Raw genomic sequence first — 15,993 nt, 5'->3', positions numbered from 1 at the left:
TCAACGATGTTTTTAGCATTATTTGGCGCAGTGGAGCAAGGAATCATCTATGCAATTATGGCACTTGGTGTATATTTAACATTCCGGGTGTTAGATTTTCCGGATTTAACGGTTGATGGAAGCTTTGTAACAGGGGCGGCAACAGCAGCAACAATGGTTTTGCTTGGCTACCACCCAATCTTAGCTACTTTAGTGGCAATTGTTGCTGGATTTATTGCTGGATGTATGACAGGAATTCTTCACACAAAAGGAAAGATTAATCCACTGTTATCAGGTATTTTAATGATGATTGCTTTATATTCGATTAATCTACGCATCATGGGGTTAACTGCAGAAAATACGATAGGTCGCCCGAATATTCCACTGCTAAACTCAGAAACGATATTTTCAAAGTTTCAAGCATTTTGGAGTAATTTAGGGATCGATACTGCTCTTAATAACCTATTAAAAGGCATAGGCTTTCAGCATGTACCAAGTACATGGAGTGTGCTGATTGTCGTATTAATCATCACGATTTTAATTAAGTTAATAGCAGACTGGTTCTTAAAAACGGAGGTAGGGCTGGCTATCCGAGCAACGGGTGATAATAAACGAATGATTCGGAGCTTCTCAGCAAATACAGATACCCTTATCATTTTAGGGCTAGGACTTTCCAATGCACTTGTCGCATTTTCTGGAGCTTTAATCGCACAATACTCCAAGTTCTCAGATATTAGTATGGGGATTGGTATGATAGTTATCGGTCTTGCATCGGTTATTATTGGTGAAGCCATTTTTGGTACAAAGACAATTATCCGTACAACTTTTGCAGTCATTGCAGGAGCTATCATTTATCGTATCATTCTCGCGTTGGCATTACGTGTAGATTTCCTTGATTCAGGTGATATGAAATTAATTACGGCTATTATCGTCATCTTGGCACTGATCTTACCTCAATTTATTAATAAGAGTAAACAACGAAAACGTAAGGCGAAACGGGCGCAAGGGGGTAATGGTCTTGCTTAAACTATACGGTATTAATAAGATATTTAACGAAGGAACACCGGATGAAAAAATCGCACTTGCAGAGATTAACTTGCATTTGAAGCCAGGTGATTTTGTGACTATCATCGGTAGTAATGGAGCAGGTAAATCAACGATGATGAATATGATTTCTGGGGCATTAACACCAGATTTCGGAACGGTTTCTATTGATGGAAATGATGTTACTCATTTGCCTGAATATAAACGCTCACAATATATTGGTCGTGTCTTCCAGGACCCAATGGCGGGAACAGCACCTACGATGACGATTGAAGAAAACTTAGCACTAGCATACTCTCGAAATAAGAGTAGAGGGTTGCGCAATGGTGTGGACAAGAAGCGTCGTGAATTTTTCAAAGAATCACTAGAAATGCTTGGTTTAAATCTCGAAAATCGTCTTTCGGCGAAAGTAGGCTTACTTTCAGGTGGTGAACGTCAAGCATTGTCACTTTTAATGGCTACGTTCACGAAGCCATCCATATTATTGCTGGATGAGCATACGGCTGCACTTGACCCATCTCGTGCGGATTTAATTACCCGTATTACGAAGTATTTAGTGGAAAAGGATCAGTTAACAACATTAATGGTGACACACAATATGCAACAAGCTTTAGACTTAGGGAATCGTCTTATCATGATGGATAAAGGTCAAATTATTTTAGAAGTTGCTGAAGACCGAAAACATGAATTAACGATCCCAGATTTAATGGCAGAATTTGAACGTATCCGTGGGGAAAAGATGAACTCCGACCGTGCTCTATTAGGATAATGCTGAAACGCTCATACATTGGTATGGGCGTTTTTAAATTTTGGCAACAGTGATCATTAATAATTATAGTATACCCATGAAATTATGTGCGACGAGAATAGTATTAGAGCTGTTGCTATCGATATTAGTTGGGGGGATAAAATCCTAAAATGAGTCGATAAACTCAACGTTTTTTCAACTAAAAAAGCCTCACTTGCTATAAAGTGAGACTCTTTGCTTTAAACGAGTAAGCCAAATAGTTGAATATCATTGTTAACTTCTTTGTATTTGAAGCCAAATTCATTCATTCGAGCTAATAGACCTTCATATTCAGCTCGATCGCCAAGCTCAATACCGACTAGGGCAGGTCCACTTTCTTTATTGTTTTTCTTTGTGTATTCAAACGTAGTAATATCATCGTTTGGTCCTAGTACACTAGTAAGGAATTGACGCAATGCCCCTGCACGCTGAGGGAAGCTTACAATGAAGTAGTAAAGTAAGCCCTCATGAATGAGAGATTTTTCTTTAATTTCTTGCATGCGTCCAATGTCATTATTACCACCACTAATGATAACTACGACTGACTTACCTTTAATTTCTTCTTTATAAAAATCAAGAGCAGCGACTGACAATGCGCCAGCAGGCTCAGCAATAATCGCATGTTTATTGTATAAGTCTAAAATCGTTGTACATACTTTTCCTTCAGGTACAAGAATGATATCGTCTAAATAGCGGCGACAAACATCGTACGTGTGATGGCCAACGCATTTTACCGCAGCCCCATCGACGAATTTGTCAATCCAATCAAGTGCCACAGTGCCGCCCTCTGCAAAAGCCGCCTTCATACTACCTGCACCAGCAGGCTCCACACCAATTATCTTACTAGAAGGAGAGAGGTTTTTGACGTAGGCAGAAACACCTGACATTAAGCCTCCACCACCAATACTACCAAATACGTAGTCGATTGGCTCTTCCATGTCATTCATAATTTCAACTGCTACAGTTCCTTGACCTGCAATTACATCGAAATCGTCAAAGGGATGAATGAAGATTTTATCGTGTTCTTCACAATAGCTTAACGCACTTTCAGCAGAGTCATCGAACGTATCGCCAGCTAAAATAATTTCCACATATTCACGTCCAAACATACGGACTTGATCTATTTTTTGCTTAGGTGTTGTTTGAGGCATAAAAATGCTAGCCTGAATTTTCAATTGAGCGCAGGCATACGCTACACCTTGTGCATGGTTACCTGCACTTGCACAGACCACACCAACGTTACGAGCGTCTTCCTCGATTTTTTTAATTTTATAGTAGGCACCACGAAGCTTGAATGAGCGTACATGCTGTAAATCTTCGCGTTTGAAATAAATATTTGCTCCGTATTTCTCAGATAAATAGTCGTTTTTTTGTAGTGGTGTATGCACAACTACATCTTTTAAAAAATGATGTGCAATCAGGACATTTTCCACTTGCACGGTTCTAGTATCAGCAACTTCCATAGTATTCATCCTCCGTTATACGTTTAAAACATTTATCTATGATAGCACACTTTATTTGCTTTTTGTGAGTAATTTTTAGTAAATTCTAAATTTTCCGTGTCTGTTTTAAAATGTAAGCGTTATCTTGATTTGTCATCATTTTTTGTAATGAAAATGAAGCGGCAGTGGCAAATAAGCCGAGGTGTAATTGATCAGAAAAATACAATTCTCATAACAAAAATGGTCAAGCATATACTAGATTAGCTTGGACAAGTGGGAGGGTAAGTAGTGGAAATCATTCAAGGAATTCTATCTACATATTGGCAATTTTTCGATTGGGCCATGTGGCAGGAAGTATTATTAGACCCTGTATCCTGGGGATTGATATCTTCATTAATCATTATAGAAGGGTTATTGTCAGCAGATAATGCACTAGTATTAGCGGTGCTTGTCAAACATTTGCCAGATAAACAACGCAAAAGGGCATTGATGTATGGCATGCTGGGAGCCTACTTTTTTAGATTTTTATTTATTGGCATAGGTGTTTATCTTGTTGAGTTTTGGTTTATTAAAGTGCTAGGTGCTTTATATTTAGGGTGGCTCTGCGTTGCCCATTTCCTTCATATAGGAAATGAGGATAGTATGAAGGAAGTAAAAAAATCAGGATTGATGGTACGCCTTTTTGGTGGTTTTTGGGCAACGGTTATTTCCGTGGAGCTAATGGATATTGCTTTTTCAATCGACTCGATTTTTGCTGCCTTTGCAGTATCAGATCAAGTGTGGGTGCTTTTAATTGGAGGTATGTTAGGGATTTTAATGATGAGAACGATTGCAGGTGTATTTTTAATGATCATCGAGAAAATTCCTGAACTTGAAGCAACAGCCTTCATTATTATAGGTGTCATAGGATTAAAAATGTTAGTTAGTGTTGTTAATATCCATGTACCACATTATTTATTCTTCCTATTTTTAGTGATTGCATTTTCAATCACATTTGTCGTGCACATTATTAAAAAAGTACGGGCTGCCTAACTAAAAAAGTTCTGTTCTCAAAGAAAAAGAGAACAGAACCATTTTTATTTTACATATTTGTCAGGATCGACAATATAGAACTTTTCAACATTTAGCCAGCTCTCGCTCATTGGTTCACCGTCATCAATGCGTTTTTCTGTTTCCTGCATCATCCAACCAGTTTGTGATGCATGAGCTTGTAATGTTTTTAATTTGTCCATTCTCATTCCACGAATATCATAGACAACATGTGGGTCACCATTTTTTTCAATCGTATCATTGGCAAATGCACAGCCAAATACTTGTGGGCGAGCAGCCTTTGGCATACGACGTACAGCCTCAACTACAGCACGTGCTGTTGCTTCATGGTCTGGATGGACTGCAAAACCGGGTAAGAATGTAAAGATTAAAGAAGGCATTAGCTCTTCGATTAAACCTTCAACTAGCTTTACCATTTTCTCATCGTCTTCAAATTCAACTGTTTTATCTCGCAAACCGAGCATACGTAAATCTTGAATACCCATTGCCTCTGCTGCAGCAATTAGTTCCTTGCGGCGAATTTCAGGTAAGGATTCGCGTGTTGCAAAGGGTGGATTACCTAAATTACGCCCCATTTCGCCTAATGTTAGACAGGCATATGTAACAGGTGTATTCATTTTCTTTGTATAGTAGGCGATTGTTCCAGCAACTGAAAAAGCCTCATCATCTGGGTGAGGGTACACAATTAAAATATGACGTTGTGGTTGTAAATTCAAATAGTCGTCCCCCTTAGTAAGTGAATGGCGTTTCACTAATTTCAAGCGCAATCGCCAATTTTCCAGAATAGTCTAGTCCAGCCATTAATAAACGGCCTAAATCATCTAATTCAAAATGTGTAATGCCTTGTGCATAAACCCAACCATGAGGTAATTTTAAACCGACACGATGAGGTGCATGATCTACAACTTTAGCAAGCTCATAATTAATTTTAGCATTGCGTATAAAAGCACCTGCATTAAAGAATTTTTCATCATAGTGTGCTGCATAAGAACCGTTTGTCGTCTCAAGATGAATATAAACGTCTTTGTTGGCGAAAGAATTCAGCAATTTCTGCAACGTCTCAACTTCTACTTCTTGCATCTTAACACTCCTCTCGATCATTTCTCCTTTAAGTATAGTAAAAAAAATTCGCAAAGGGAAATTGATTGCCTAGTTATGACAAATTAATGATTCCTGAAAAAATGAATCGTTATCCATAAACCTATGACAAGTTCCCGAGCAATATTCTTGAAAAAATTATTGTAATGTATCAATATAGGGAGTGTGAAAACAGTTATGTACAAAATGTGTCGTTTTGCATTGTATGCGTTTTCACATCCTAAAAGATATTGCAACCATGACTTCTTCCTAATTCGTGTGTATAGACAGCTCCAACTGTTGAAGGAAGTATTATTTTGGTAATAACGAATTCTATCTTGGTACAATAGATGACGTTTCTTAGACAGGGTATAACAGGTAGCTGTGAAAAAAGGAAGAAAAATGAAGCTCATTATCATAGTATAGTAAAAAACCGCAATTCTCTTTTATGACGGAGAATTGCGGTTTTTTATTGAGGTTATAGATAGGCTATGTATTTGTTAATATCGATTAAGTTTTCGTTCTATTGTATCTAAACGGTTATTGACATTTTGTAGTTGCTTATACATTTGCTTCATATAAAGATTTTGATCTTGTGATTCAGTCGTTTTGGCTTGTGCCAATTCTTCCTCCTCCTGCAGAGCTAAAATTGTGGCGAGGGTGGATAATGAATAACCGAGAGTTAGAACAATGGAAGCAATTACTTCTACTTTTGAAGCGGTTAATTCCCCAGCTAGTAAACCTGATTCTTCAGTTAAGTCATCTATCTTGTTTTTTTTCATCTTTTCCCCTCCCATACAGCTAATATATGGGAGGGAAAGCCTTAACGTATCTTGTCCGTTTTTTAATCTTTATCCAAAAAATGTTCATTAATTAACGGATTGTTTAATGTTTGTAATTTTCTAATAATTAAATTGATTTTTACTAATAAATATAGCATGATTGTAGGAATAAAAAATAAGTTTAGAGGGGGAATTGCTGTGAATAAGGACTTTAAATATTGTAAGGAATCAAGAGTTATGCGAACAAGCCGTGTGTTTCCGAATGATGTGAATAACCATAATACATTATTTGGGGGGCGTTTAATGAGTGATATTGATCAAGTTGCCTCGATCTCTGCAGCAAAGCATAGCCGAAAAGATTGTGTCACAGCCTCTACCGATTCAGTCGATTTTTTACACCCAATTCGCCCCACGGATTCCGTTTATTTCGAATCCTATGTGACATGGACAGGAAGATCATCGATGGAGGTCTTTGTAAAAGTCATTTCTGAAAACTTGAAAACAGGAGAAAGAAAGGTCGCAGCGACTGCGTTACTAACCTTTGTGGCATTGGACGAAAACAACAAGCCAGCGTTAGTTCCACGTGTTATCCCTGAAACGGTGGAAGAGACAAAGTTGCATGAAACAGCCTCAGAGCGAGCGAAGGCACGTGCAGAGCGTAAAAAGGAAAGTAAGGCTTTAGCTCAATTTATTTCAATGAACGATCCATGGGATTATCGGCTCGAAATGATGGAGAATTATATGTGAAGAAAGGGATGTCTCAATGGTCTTTGAGGCATCCCTTTCATTGTTAAATTTCAGTTACTGTTACTTGAGGAGCACCAAAACGAGATTTTGCTCCATGCATGACAGTACCTACATAGTCATTTAAAGCCCAGCCATGTGCAATTGCAGCTGATACAAATTCTTTTGCTTCAATAACTGAATCTTTAACAGAAAGACCATTTGCAAGATTTGCTGTTACAGAAGCTGCGAATGTACAGCCAGCACCGTGATTATTAGTGGAGGCAACTTTTTCGGATTCTAATAAGTAGAATGTTTCCCCATCGAAGAATAAGTCCGTTGCTTTTTCTGTGGCTAATGCTTTTCCACCTTTAATGACAACAGCTTTAGCCCCTAGTTCATGGATTTTTCGTGCAGCGATCTTCATATCGTCAATCGTTTTTGGTGTACCAGTGCCAGCTAATTGCCCAGCTTCAAAAAGATTCGGTGTTGTTACGGCTGCTAATGGTAGAAGAAGCTGAACCATAGCATCTGTATTACCGGGATTTAGTACTTCATCGTCTCCTTTACACACCATAACAGGATCAATGACCACATTTGTAGTGCCTGATTTTGCGATAGCATCTCCAGCAATACGTATAATTTCTTCTGTTGATAGCATCCCTGTTTTGATGGCATCGATTCCTGTTGAAAGGGCTGTGTCAATTTGCTTTTGTAATAGCTCAGTTGGCAATGGTGTGACCTGATGTGTCCAGCCATTCGGGTTCATTGTTACGACAACTGTTAAAGCCACCATTCCATATGTACCGTGCTCTTGGAATGTTTTAAGATCAGCTTGCATCCCTGCTCCGCCTGATGTATCTGAACCAGCAATTGTTAATGTTTTTTTTAGAGTCATGTAAAAGATCTCCTTTATCATTGAGAGTTATAAAATTACCATCTAGTATAGTCTGATTCTGATTCTATAAAAATAGCCAGAATATGATATTTTTATATGGTCAGTTTGAACTGATGCTTGAATTCACGTTTGATTTTTTGTACCGTTGTAAGAAGAGAAAGGGGCTTAAAGGACGATGAAACAAGTATTCCCGAATGATTGGCAAGAAATACTCGCAGAAGAATTAGAAAAACCATACTATCACAAACTACGTCAATTTGTTGCAGATGAATATTCAACGCAAACAATTTATCCACCAATGAATGATGTGATGAATGCATTTTATACAACCACTTACCATAACGTAAAGGTTGTCATTTTAGGACAAGACCCTTATCATGGTCCAAACCAAGCACATGGCTTAAGCTTTTCAGTTAAGCCAGGTATTGCACATCCACCTAGTTTGCGAAATATGTTTCAGGAGCTACAAGATGATTTAGGCTGTCCTATTCCTTCAAATGGAACGTTAACTAATTGGGCAGAGCAGGGTGTTATGCTTTTAAATACTGTACTTACGGTTCGGGCAGGACAGGCAAATTCTCATAAAGATCAAGGATGGGAGCAATTTACGGATGCTGTGATTGAACGATTAGCAGCAAGAGAGGAACCACTAATTTTTGTACTGTGGGGTAGACCAGCGCAGCGTAAAAAGCAATTAATACGTAAATATAAAACACCTCATGTCATACTCGAAGCGCCACATCCGAGCCCACTAAGTGCATATCGAGGCTTCTTTGGTAGTAAACCTTATTCCAAGATTAATCAGCAGTTAGTGGAATGGGGCGAGCAGCCAATTGATTGGAGTTTAGCATAGATTGGCACAAATCGTTTGCTTTATACACTTTGTAAATCGTGATACATTTAATATAGAAGAAAGTGAGAGACAACGATGAAGGTGAATTGCTTCAAATGCCAATTTTTTAAAGTAACTTGGGACCCTCAAACGCCACGTGCCTGTGTAGCATATGGCTTTAAAACAAAGCAAATACCATCCGCCGTTGTGAAACAATCCTCTGGTATGGATTGTTTGAAATTTGTACCAAAAGTAGAAAGTGAGAGAATGCAATGATTCCTTATCAAGCCGTTATACAACAACTTGAAAAACAATTATCTGGTGCAAAAAATGCAGGGAATGATCAGCAAATTCGCGAAGCTCTTACGGCTATTCGAGCATTATGTGATGTGGTGTTAGATTCTTCAAGTGATACGCCATCCATCACACCTCCTAAACATTTACCTCAAATGCTTGTGTCAGAGTCAAAGCCATCAGCTTTATATACATCAAAGCTTGAAGAAGATGGAGCGAATGGTGATTCAATTTTTGATTTTTAATTCATTTTAAAGGTAGGGTAACGAGAGATGAAAAGATTTATTGTAACAGGTGCTTTTCATGGCCTATTAGCAGTGGCATTTGGTGCATTCGGTGCACATGCTTTAAAGGAAGTTTTAGATGATTATAGTACAGGTATTTGGGAAACAGCTGTTCAATACCAAATGTTTCACGCTACTGGGTTGTTGATCATCGGCCTATTAATGAGCTCAAAAATATTAGGTGAAGTGAAACAATTAAATTTGGCAGGCATTTTCTTTAATCTTGGGATTGTTTTCTTTTCAGGAAGTTTATACGTACTGGCGATAAGTGGTGTTAAAGTATTGGGTGCTATTACACCAATTGGTGGCGTATTATTTTTAGCTGGATGGTTACTCATTATTTTAACTGCCCTCAAACATGCTCGCTAAATTTTAGTTATGACTCTCTTACATTATTTGTAGGAGAGTTTTTTGTTGCTTCAGCAAGGGGTTTTTGTACCGAAAGCAAAGTGTCAGCACAATGACGCTGAGGCATGATGAGTAGCGATTTTCTAAAGATCTCGATTTAAATCCTATTACTTTTGTAAGAATTTATAGTACACTACTAATATTACTTGCAATATTTAGAAAATACAAAAAGAGAGGTAATGTAGTATGGAAAAGCTATTTGCATTAATAGATGGGTACTATGATGAGATGGTAGGGATTCGCCGTCATTTACATGAATACCCTGAATTATCTTTTGAAGAAGTGGAGACACCAGCGTATATAGCTGCGTTTCATAGAGAATTGGGTCATGAAGTTCGTGAAGGAGTTGGCGGACGCGGTGTAGTGGCCGTATTACGTGGTGGAAAGCAAGGTAAGACAGTAGCGCTGCGAGCTGATTTTGACGCATTGGCGATACAAGAAGAAAATGATGTCCCTTATAAATCTAAGGTAGCTGGAAAAATGCATGCATGTGGACATGATGGTCATACGGCAACATTGCTAGGTCTAGCTAAGGCACTTAATGCGATCAAGGATGAAATTGCAGGCAATGTGGTTTTTATTCATCAGCATGCAGAAGAAGTAGCACCAGGTGGAGCCAAGCCGATGATTGAGGATGGTTGTTTAGATGGCGTAGATGTTATTTTTGGTACACATTTATGGGCGCCTACACCATTAGGAGAGATTTTAGTGAAAGATGGAGCGATTATGGCTGCCGCGGACAAAGTAGAAATCACGATTCAAGGTAAGGGTGGACACGGTGCAGAGCCACATCATTCCATTGATGCCGTTACGCTTGCCTCGCAATTTGTGATCAATGCTCAACAGCTTATTTCAAGACGTATTGATCCATTAAAATCGGCTGTTTTAACAATCGGTCATTTTGAGGCAATTAACCCGTTTAATGTTATTGCTGACCGAGTTGTATTGGCGGGAACAATTCGCACATTTGAAGAAGATGTACGCACGCAGATGGAACAAGAGTTAGAAGCAGTATTAAATGCGACTTGTTTGGCATTCGGTGCAAGCTATCAATACCGTTATACGAGGGGCTATCCACCTGTCTATAATCATCAAAAAGAAACAGAGTTTGTGGCACAGTTAGCTTCAAATGTACCAGGTGTAGAACAAGTAATCACGTGTCCACCATTTATGATAGGAGAGGACTTCGCTTATTATTTGGAAAAAGTTCCTGGCACTTTCTTCTTTACAGGTGCAAAAAAACCAGAATGGGAAACAGCCTATCCTCATCATCATGCACGCTTTGATTTTGATGAACGTTCGATGCTAATAGCTGCCAAAACTTTAGGGAAAGCAACATTAACGTATCTAGAAGAAAATTAATTTTAGCGAATGATAAAAATCCGCAAACGCTCATCGACTTATTGTCAGTGGGAGTATTGCGGATTTTTAAGCTAGCAAAAGCTATTATGGATTTTGATTAAAATAGGCCATTTCCTCATCATACTCAGCAAAATCGAAATAGATCATAGGGAATAGAAAACGGTGGTTGGATTTAAGTTCACGAATAATGACATGATCTCGACCAGCGGCTTCTACCACACCTCGAACAGTTTTAGTGTTTTTTCCCTGTTCCACTGCATGCTCAAAAGAAAAATGGAAGGTAGCCGGTTTTCCACGATTCAACCGTAAAATATTCTCTATATAGGACTCCTCACGGCCAGGTGGTCGTCCGCTTGGAAGAGTGACTGGAGGAGGAGTCATTTGTTGTTGCGTTGTTGGTGTCCAATAATAAGGCATCATCAATTATCAACCTACTTTCTTTTTAAATTTGAGGACAATCTTGTTCAGTTGGCGAGAAAAAGCAATGAGATTTGAATCTGCCAGTATTCCATTGGCCATACCATTGTGCAGGACACTCACCTGCTGGCATGAAAAACCACAAGGAGCGGGTAGCTGGATGAAATCTTTCCCCTTGTATAACCCTTTTTGCTAACCTGAGATCTTGATCACGCGCTCGCTGATAAAAATAACCCTTTTGTGTCGCTTCAAAGCCTCCCGGACGCTGATAAACCATTTGCTCAATCGTTCGTATATCACCAAAATCTAAACAATCACCTCTTACACGATTAACGCCAACATTCCCGACCATCAGCATGCCTAATTCTCCTTCACCTTCCGCTTCGGCACGCATAAGCCTTGCTAGTAGGGCTGTCTGTGCATCATTCGTCTTAATAACAGCGATTTTCATACCTCCTCGCAGACAGTATATGCATGTGGGTATTGTAGACATGTTCAATTTTATTAAGAAAGACAATCACACATAAAAGTTACTATGCATATAGTAGTAATAACGACAAGTACGTAGAAAAATATGAAACCTTATAAGGTTCGATAGTCTATTAGTAAAAACGGGTAAATAGAAAAAAGATATAAATAGGGGAACTTGAAATTGCATGTGTATTCAATACATGTGAGGTGATAGCTTATGGAAATTGGGGTTTGGTTTGGGATTTTATTAAGTGCGGTACTGGCCTTTCTATTAGGGGAGTTTTATGGGGAACCGCTCCATTGGTATCTCTTTATTGTCATTATTGTGATCGGTTTTTTTATTCAAACGGTTATCTTGATTTTAAAAGTAAAGGACGAAAGCTCTTGAAGATGTATGAAACGAGAAAATATATGGATTAAGAAAGTGTCATCGCTAAAAGGGTGGCACTTTTTTAGTTTGATTCGAAAGCTGATAGAAGCCACCTCCTCCATAGTTGGGAGACCGTTGGTATTGCTTTTTTAGCCTGTTTTCAAATGCCTGCTGAAATCGGTGGACACCTTCAAAAAGAACTACGACCTATGACAACTAAGGTGCGGCACAAATGCCTCTGGCGGAGTAAATAGATTTTTTAGGGGAATTTTAGTGCCGCAAGTATATTAACTAAATGCCGAGACATACTAAAGTGGAATTTATTTTTGCTTTCATGAAGGAGCGTTACTATGCGCATTTTTAGTATGTTTGTAGCCATCATAATCAGTGCTCTTCTGGCAGTCGGGATAGCAGAATACTATCACCAGCCATATAATTGGTATTTAGTTTTTTTAATGATTCTTACTGGATTTTTTATACACATCATTATTTTAATATTTGAATCCGAGAATGCTGAAGAAAACGAAATTTAAAAATGCGAGTCCTCCATGATGGACTCGCATTTTTAAGTGCTAATTAAACAGTTAAGAATTTAACCAGTTTATCGTTATCAAGTAGGTTTCCGACAAAGAATGCACCGAACTCACCGTAGCGTGCAGACACTTCATCAAAGCGCATTTCATATACTAGCTTTTTGAATTGTAAAACGTCGTCAGCAAATAATGTTACGCCCCATTCGTGATCATCGAAGCCTACAGAGCCTGTAATAATTTGCTTTACTTTACCAGCATAGCCGCGACCAATCATACCATGAGAACGCATTAATGATTTGCGCTCATCCATTGATAGCATGTACCAGTTATCGTTCCCTTGGCGTCGTTTATCCATTGGGTAGAAGCATACATGTTTAGCGCGTGGAAGTTCAGGATACAAACGTGCACGTACATGTGGATTTTGGTAAGGATCTTCATTTGACTCGCCAGCTAAATAGTTTGAAAGCTCGACAACAGATACATAAGAATATGTAGGAATTGTAAAATCAGCTATTGCCAATTTATTAAATTCTGCTTCAAGCTCTTGTAGTTCTTCCATTGTTTCACGCAATGTCATAATCATAAAGTCAGCTTTTTGGCCAACAATTGCATAAAAGGCATGAGCACCTGTTTTAGCAATATCTGCTTCATTCAATTTTTCTAAATAAGCAATAAATTCCTCTACTGCTGCTTGACGTTCTTCTGCAGAAACAAGTTTCCATGAAGCCCAGTCGATTGAGCGGAAATCATGTAAAGCGTACCATCCATCTAACGTAATTGCTGCTTCATTCATTATTGAAAACACTCCTTTATAAGTGAATACCATTCAAAAATTAGTTTATCATAGTTTGTACAAAATCCCTAAGTTCATGATAGTAATTCACGAATTTGACACCAACTATAGATACTGTATGCTAAAGAGAAGAGATGCAATTAGAGGAGTACCGATATGAAAAGTATTTTACAACAGCCAATTTGGCGTTATTACGACCAATCCATTAGTGCCAAGCAGAGATCACCGCTAGAATCTTTTGCAACGGATGATACGTTGTGCCAATTAGTTGGACAATTGACTTCACCTCCAACAATTCGTACATGGGTTCATGAGGCATCCGTTGTGCTTGGTATTCAAGACCATCGTTTACCTTTTGTTCAGCAAGGTATGGAATTACTAGAGTCTAGAGGCTATCATCCTATCGTTCGTAACTCTGGTGGTTTAGCTGTTGTGCTAGATGAAGGGGTTCTCAATATTTCCATTGTATTGTCTGAACAAATAGAGTCGCTCAATATAAATGATGGCTATGATGTGATGGTTGATCTTGTGAAAGGATTGTTTCCAGAAGTAGCTGATAAAATTGAGGCTTATGAAATTGTAGGCTCATATTGTCCAGGCTCTTATGATTTAAGTATTGAAGGGAAGAAATTTGCTGGAATTTCACAAAGACGTTTACGCCAAGGAGTGGCTGTGCAAATCTATTTATGTATAGAAGGAAGTGGTTCACAACGCGCTGCACTTATTCGTGACTTTTATGAAGAAAGTTTACGACAAGAGGAGACGAAATTCACTTACCCTCAAATCGTTCCTGAAGTAATGGCTTCGCTATCAGAGCTTATCGATCCACACTTAACAGTAGAAGTAGTAGTTATTCGTCTACAGCAATTACTTTATCATTTGGCAGGGGAAGTTCGTCCACAATCCTTTTATGATGAAGAAATAACGTTGTACGGTTTCTATTTACAGCGTGTTTTCGAGCGCAATGCCAAAATGCTTGATCGAAAGTAATAGGTTGATTATATGAAACATAAAAAAGAAAAGCGATGCTGCTAATTTAGCGCATCGCCATTCTCTGTTTGATAAATAGAGCCACTTGTTACAAGATTTCCGTTTTTCTCCATTTTGAAAACAGGTGCAATTCGTTCTTCCTCTTCATCGAGTGTAACAAGACGTCTAGCACGATTCATAATTTGAACAAATTGCTCATAATCTTTGCGGATTGCTCGATTTTCTTCTTCTAATTTTGTGATGGTTTTCTCTAGTTTTTTATTTTTCTCAGAAGTTACATGTACAAGCTGTCTCCATTTTGAAGATTCATTTCCTACTTCACCAGAATGCTGTAAACGTAGTAAATAGGCTATAACAATATCAAGAGAAAGAGCAGATAGCGGAATTGATTTTCCTTCTGCAGCACTATTATTTACTGTAAACATACTAGAAGCACGACGTCTTGCTGGCGCTCCCAACACTCGCATTCTCTCTTTTCTTTCCTTTTTAGCTTCTGATAATTGTTCCTCGAATTCTTTGCGAACAACAGCATTCCAACGGAAACCACAGGCTGCCGCAGTACGGTTTAATGCATCACCAGCTTCTTCAAAGGCATTAAGCTGTGTGCTACCTTCCGTTACATGACGAATAACTGCCTCTGCTAATAATTCATCGTTTTCTTGTAACCAAGCATCTTGTCTTACTTTACTCATATTAAAATCCTCCCACCTTTATTTGGTTCTTGTTATTTAACACTAGCATGACCAATCTTTTAACCTTTTATTCATTTATGTAGAAGGAATTATGCTTGAATAGAAGGGGAAAAGTACGATACAATACCCGATGTAGGTTTGTGCGCATGCTGCATACTTAAATATGTGAAGGACATGCGTTCAATAGAGCGATATTTTGATTGAAAAAATACTATATAGAAAGGGTTGTTGACAAAATGGCAAACGAATTTAAAGTTTGCGATGAATGTCAGGCCGTTAACTTAAAGACGTTAATTCCAAAATTAAAGGAAATCGATCCTGATGCAACCATCGAAATTGGCTGTCATTCTTACTGTGGTCCAGGACGCAAAAAAACATTTACCTTTGTAAATAGCCGCCCTGTTGCTGCATTAACAGAAGACGAACTAATGGAAAAGGTTTTAGCTAAATTAAAAAAATAAGTAAAACAAAAAGCTATCTCTATTCGTTAGGGATAGCTTCAGACTGTAGACAAACTCAAAAAATTTGAGAGTTTGCCTACAGTCTTTTTTCTTTTACAATGAAATAAAGTAAAGCCGTTGATTTCCACTACGGGCGGACGCTTTCCGCGAGCGGGGTCGAGCTGCTTCCCTCGCTTTGTTACTGCCGCTTCGCTTTGTTACTGCCGCTTCGCTTTGTTACTGCCGCTTCGCTTTCGTACAGAAAACATTCGCTCAGTCCAGGATCTCGACTTTCCCGCTTTTCCCGCAGGAGTCGCCGCCCTTC

The 15,993-nt window shown here is 38.6% G+C and carries 22 protein-coding genes; 13 read left to right on the top strand and 9 right to left on the bottom strand.

The window, feature by feature from the left end:
• Positions 1-6: 6 nt before the first annotated feature.
• Positions 7-1,005, top strand: coding sequence for an ABC transporter permease (locus GJU32_RS13280; RefSeq protein ID WP_155592441.1), 999 nt, complete (start codon positions 7-9; stop codon positions 1,003-1,005).
• Positions 998-1,792 (top strand): ABC transporter ATP-binding protein, encoded by a 795-nt coding sequence (locus tag GJU32_RS13275; protein ID WP_155592440.1) that lies wholly within the window; start codon positions 998-1,000, stop codon positions 1,790-1,792. The genes GJU32_RS13280 and GJU32_RS13275 overlap by 8 nt, the downstream gene beginning before the upstream one ends.
• Before the next feature lie 218 nt (positions 1,793-2,010).
• Here GJU32_RS13275 and ilvA read toward each other — a convergent pair whose 3' ends face one another.
• A complete protein-coding gene (gene ilvA, locus GJU32_RS13270) occupies positions 2,011-3,273 on the bottom strand; it encodes a threonine ammonia-lyase IlvA (protein WP_155592439.1) in 1,263 nt (420 codons plus the stop codon).
• Positions 3,274-3,540: 267 nt separating this feature from the next.
• On the opposite strand from ilvA, the gene GJU32_RS13265 reads away from it, so the two are divergent.
• On the top strand, positions 3,541-4,284 hold the full coding sequence (locus GJU32_RS13265; RefSeq protein WP_155592438.1) for a TerC family protein: 744 nt from the start codon (positions 3,541-3,543) through the stop codon (positions 4,282-4,284).
• 44 nt (positions 4,285-4,328) lie between these two features.
• On the opposite strand, the gene bshB2 is transcribed toward GJU32_RS13265, so the two are convergent.
• The 3 genes from bshB2 to GJU32_RS13250 form a co-directional block, all read right to left on the bottom strand.
• Positions 4,329-5,018, bottom strand: a complete 690-nt coding sequence (bshB2, locus tag GJU32_RS13260) for a bacillithiol biosynthesis deacetylase BshB2 (RefSeq protein ID WP_155592437.1) — start codon at positions 5,016-5,018, stop codon at positions 4,329-4,331.
• Positions 5,019-5,031: 13 nt separating this feature from the next.
• Positions 5,032-5,382, bottom strand: coding sequence for a YojF family protein (locus GJU32_RS13255; protein WP_155592436.1), 351 nt, complete (start codon positions 5,380-5,382; stop codon positions 5,032-5,034).
• A gap of 497 nt (positions 5,383-5,879) precedes the next feature.
• The gene (locus GJU32_RS13250; protein ID WP_155592435.1) at positions 5,880-6,161 is read right to left on the bottom strand and encodes a hypothetical protein; all 282 of its coding nucleotides are present in this window, start codon (positions 6,159-6,161) and stop codon (positions 5,880-5,882) included.
• Positions 6,162-6,359: 198 nt separating this feature from the next.
• Here GJU32_RS13250 and GJU32_RS13245 point away from each other — a divergent pair, with 198 nt between their 5' ends.
• Entirely contained in the window at positions 6,360-6,908 is a 549-nt protein-coding gene (locus GJU32_RS13245; RefSeq protein ID WP_016993384.1) for an acyl-CoA thioesterase, read from the top strand.
• Between the two features lie 43 nt (positions 6,909-6,951).
• Here the strand turns inward: GJU32_RS13245 and thiD are convergent, their stop codons facing one another.
• Positions 6,952-7,782 (bottom strand): bifunctional hydroxymethylpyrimidine kinase/phosphomethylpyrimidine kinase, encoded by an 831-nt coding sequence (thiD, locus tag GJU32_RS13240; protein ID WP_155592434.1) that lies wholly within the window; start codon positions 7,780-7,782, stop codon positions 6,952-6,954.
• A 175-nt stretch (positions 7,783-7,957) separates the two neighbouring features.
• Here thiD and GJU32_RS13235 point away from each other — a divergent pair, with 175 nt between their 5' ends.
• The 5 genes from GJU32_RS13235 (at position 7,958) to GJU32_RS13215 (ending at position 10,962) form a co-directional block, all read left to right on the top strand.
• On the top strand, positions 7,958-8,635 hold the full coding sequence (locus GJU32_RS13235) for a uracil-DNA glycosylase (protein WP_155592433.1): 678 nt from the start codon (positions 7,958-7,960) through the stop codon (positions 8,633-8,635).
• A gap of 75 nt (positions 8,636-8,710) precedes the next feature.
• Entirely contained in the window at positions 8,711-8,890 is a 180-nt protein-coding gene (locus GJU32_RS13230; protein WP_155592432.1) for a uracil-DNA glycosylase, read from the top strand.
• On the top strand, positions 8,887-9,153 hold the full coding sequence (locus GJU32_RS13225; RefSeq protein ID WP_155592431.1) for a YwdI family protein: 267 nt from the start codon (positions 8,887-8,889) through the stop codon (positions 9,151-9,153). The genes GJU32_RS13230 and GJU32_RS13225 overlap by 4 nt, the downstream gene beginning before the upstream one ends.
• 27 nt (positions 9,154-9,180) lie before the next feature.
• Positions 9,181-9,561, top strand: coding sequence for a DUF423 domain-containing protein (locus tag GJU32_RS13220; protein ID WP_155592430.1), 381 nt, complete (start codon positions 9,181-9,183; stop codon positions 9,559-9,561).
• A gap of 225 nt (positions 9,562-9,786) precedes the next feature.
• Positions 9,787-10,962: an amidohydrolase gene (locus GJU32_RS13215; RefSeq protein ID WP_155592429.1), complete on the top strand. Its 1,176-nt coding sequence runs from the start codon at positions 9,787-9,789 to the stop codon at positions 10,960-10,962.
• A gap of 84 nt (positions 10,963-11,046) precedes the next feature.
• Here GJU32_RS13215 and gerQ read toward each other — a convergent pair whose 3' ends face one another.
• Both gerQ and GJU32_RS13205 read right to left on the bottom strand, forming a co-directional pair.
• On the bottom strand, positions 11,047-11,382 hold the full coding sequence (gene gerQ / locus GJU32_RS13210; protein ID WP_004227629.1) for a spore coat protein GerQ: 336 nt from the start codon (positions 11,380-11,382) through the stop codon (positions 11,047-11,049).
• A gap of 22 nt (positions 11,383-11,404) precedes the next feature.
• Positions 11,405-11,830 (bottom strand): cell wall hydrolase, encoded by a 426-nt coding sequence (locus GJU32_RS13205; protein WP_155592428.1) that lies wholly within the window; start codon positions 11,828-11,830, stop codon positions 11,405-11,407.
• A gap of 237 nt (positions 11,831-12,067) precedes the next feature.
• On the opposite strand from GJU32_RS13205, the gene GJU32_RS23190 reads away from it, so the two are divergent.
• A complete protein-coding gene (locus tag GJU32_RS23190) occupies positions 12,068-12,238 on the top strand; it encodes a hypothetical protein (RefSeq protein WP_196426697.1) in 171 nt (56 codons plus the stop codon).
• Positions 12,239-12,570: 332 nt separating this feature from the next.
• On the top strand, positions 12,571-12,753 hold the full coding sequence (locus tag GJU32_RS13200; protein ID WP_155592427.1) for a hypothetical protein: 183 nt from the start codon (positions 12,571-12,573) through the stop codon (positions 12,751-12,753).
• A 43-nt stretch (positions 12,754-12,796) separates the two neighbouring features.
• On the opposite strand, the gene hemQ is transcribed toward GJU32_RS13200, so the two are convergent.
• Positions 12,797-13,546 carry a hydrogen peroxide-dependent heme synthase gene (hemQ, locus tag GJU32_RS13195; protein WP_155592426.1) on the bottom strand — a complete coding sequence of 250 codons (750 nt, stop codon included), beginning with the start codon at positions 13,544-13,546 and terminating at the stop codon, positions 12,797-12,799.
• 156 nt (positions 13,547-13,702) lie between these two features.
• Between hemQ and lipL the strand changes: the two genes are divergently transcribed.
• Positions 13,703-14,536, top strand: coding sequence for an octanoyl-[GcvH]:protein N-octanoyltransferase (lipL, locus tag GJU32_RS13190; protein WP_155592425.1), 834 nt, complete (start codon positions 13,703-13,705; stop codon positions 14,534-14,536).
• Positions 14,537-14,577: 41 nt separating this feature from the next.
• On the opposite strand, the gene GJU32_RS13185 is transcribed toward lipL, so the two are convergent.
• Positions 14,578-15,228: an RsfA family transcriptional regulator gene (locus GJU32_RS13185; RefSeq protein ID WP_155592424.1), complete on the bottom strand. Its 651-nt coding sequence runs from the start codon at positions 15,226-15,228 to the stop codon at positions 14,578-14,580.
• Positions 15,229-15,464: 236 nt separating this feature from the next.
• On the opposite strand from GJU32_RS13185, the gene GJU32_RS13180 reads away from it, so the two are divergent.
• On the top strand, positions 15,465-15,689 hold the full coding sequence (locus GJU32_RS13180) for a YuzB family protein (RefSeq protein ID WP_004227652.1): 225 nt from the start codon (positions 15,465-15,467) through the stop codon (positions 15,687-15,689).
• Positions 15,690-15,993: the final 304 nt, after the last annotated feature.

Origin of the sequence: Lysinibacillus cavernae (genome assembly GCF_009724685.1) — a bacterium.
Classification (GTDB): domain Bacteria; phylum Bacillota; class Bacilli; order Bacillales_A; family Planococcaceae; genus Lysinibacillus; species Lysinibacillus cavernae.
This window is presented reverse-complemented; position numbering and strand designations above follow the sequence as displayed.